This window comes from Oleiphilus sp. HI0066, from assembly GCF_001635725.1.
On sequence record NZ_LWFH01001081.1, the window covers coordinates 1 to 1,923 of the forward strand.

At 44.5% G+C, this 1,923-nt stretch carries 2 protein-coding genes; both read right to left on the reverse strand.

Annotated features, from left to right (window positions below):
• On the reverse strand, positions 1–1,193 hold a 1,193-nt coding region (locus tag A3738_RS13635), incomplete at its 3' end, for a putative manganese transporter (protein WP_068763644.1).
• A 13-nt stretch (positions 1,194–1,206) separates the two neighbouring features.
• Positions 1,207–1,701 (reverse strand): hypothetical protein, encoded by a 495-nt coding sequence (locus tag A3738_RS13640; RefSeq protein ID WP_068478131.1) that lies wholly within the window; start codon positions 1,699–1,701, stop codon positions 1,207–1,209.
• Positions 1,702–1,923: the final 222 nt, after the last annotated feature.

The window sequence follows — 1,923 nt, forward strand, 5'->3', positions numbered from 1 at the left end:
TACCAGCCTAAGAAGTACGCGCAATAGCCTAATAGCAATGCAGGAATGGCGCTGTAGAGGGTCGCGTTAAATGCGGCTTTAGGCGCGAGTGCTAGTGCTGGAAATAATCCGTCGCCATCGTTGCTAATTGCGTTTGCCAATTGAGCTGACAGAGGAATGACACCGTTAAGGTAAAGAGTGGTTGTTACGATTTGTGGGCCGCAACCGGGAATGAAGCCGATTAGAACAGCAAAAAGGATCACCAGACCACCTAATTGTTGGAACACAGATTGTAGATCAAGGCCATAGCTATATACCAGAAATTCATAGCTGAGAAAGCCTAAAATAACCCAAACTGAAATAAAGCTGGTTTCTGCGACGACGGTCTCTTTCAGGTGTTTGATATCGGTTTTTTCCGCAAAACGTGCCGACCAAGAGTCTAATGGTTGACCAACCCAAACAGAGATGCAGAGCAAAGCCCCAATAAAACCCAACCAAGTAACGGGCTGATAGTCAGTCCATGCGCCAAATAAAGCATTAGTGTCTACCAGAAAGGCCTCAAGTAAACCAAAGATTACACCCGGAACAAGTACCCCTATAAATGCATATACCTTGAGAGGGGTTGTACGCGAGAAGCTGAATGTATTCAGTTGTGTTTCGTCAGATTTCCTCTTTAGATAGTCGTGCCCATGTACGGCGTTAATGATATAGCCAGAAACAATTCCTGCGCATAAACTTAATCCATATACGAGTGCGGCGGTTTCCGCCTCTTTCGCGATGAGTAAGAATGCGGCATCCCCCATTGTTGCAATCAATACTGCGACAAGTGCACCGAAGCTCATACTGCCATTCACGAACTGAGTGACTACAATAATAGCGCCACCGCAACCTGGTAGTGCACCTAAAAAAGCAGCTACTGGGACTTGGAGAATAGATTTTCGATTAAGTAATTCTCGAAGATCCGCTTTTAAGTGACGGTCAAGGTAGTAGAAGCCTGCTAGCGTGATCGAGACAAAGACGCTGACAGCGATATATGCATCGCTCATGGTTTCAACGATAAGCCCAAATAAGGTTTTGTCGACGATATATATTATGCCGATCAAGCATAGAAAGGGTGTAAGAAGTATTAGTTCTTTGACCAGTAAACGCGGTGTTTCCCGCCATGTTAAATCTGGACTTGGGTAGTTTATCTTTGCGAGTAGCCACGTTGTCATAAAGAGTTGTGCCTTAATGTGTAAGAGGATGTTGGCAGTGAGTGTTTAGTGCCTCTTCTACAGCGTCGAGGTGCACAATGTTTTCATGCATGTTGCGATAGGCAAGATCGAATAAGCGATAGTCTTTTTCTAGGGTCATGGTGCAAATTTCAGAGTAGGCTTGAACTGAAGAGGCTTCGCTTAAATAGAGGCTTTTAAGTAACTTAGAAAAAGAGCTTTTTAATTGTGTGCTAGGGTAGTGTTTGTTTCTCGTTTTTGTGGGCGCTTTCGGGCCTTGGATAAGTTCAATGCAATGCTCAATGCATTGGTAGTGATCTTTATCTTCGGTCAAGGCTGTGTGAAAACAAGATAATAAATGCTGGTCTCTGCCCACATGACACGCATGATGCTTTATTAATTCCGAGTAAAGCAAATGCGTTCTGATCTCGTTATTGGCGATAAGGTTCAATAAAGTGAGTAAGCGTGGTTTGGTGTCCGAGTCGAGTGTCTTTCTTAGGGTGATTTTCATGCGCTTTTCCTTGCTTGTCCTATCGTAACCAACTTATGTTATTTCGATTCGGTACTGACAACGCGCGTGAGTTTTGTCAGCGCGCTGTCGTTGTTATGTTAATTATGGTTTCATGGTGTCGAGCATGCGCGACATCTTATCCATGACCGATGTCGCGCCAGTTTGACTCCATCCTCCGTCTACTGGGAGCACAATGCCTGAAATATACGAGGATTCTTCAGC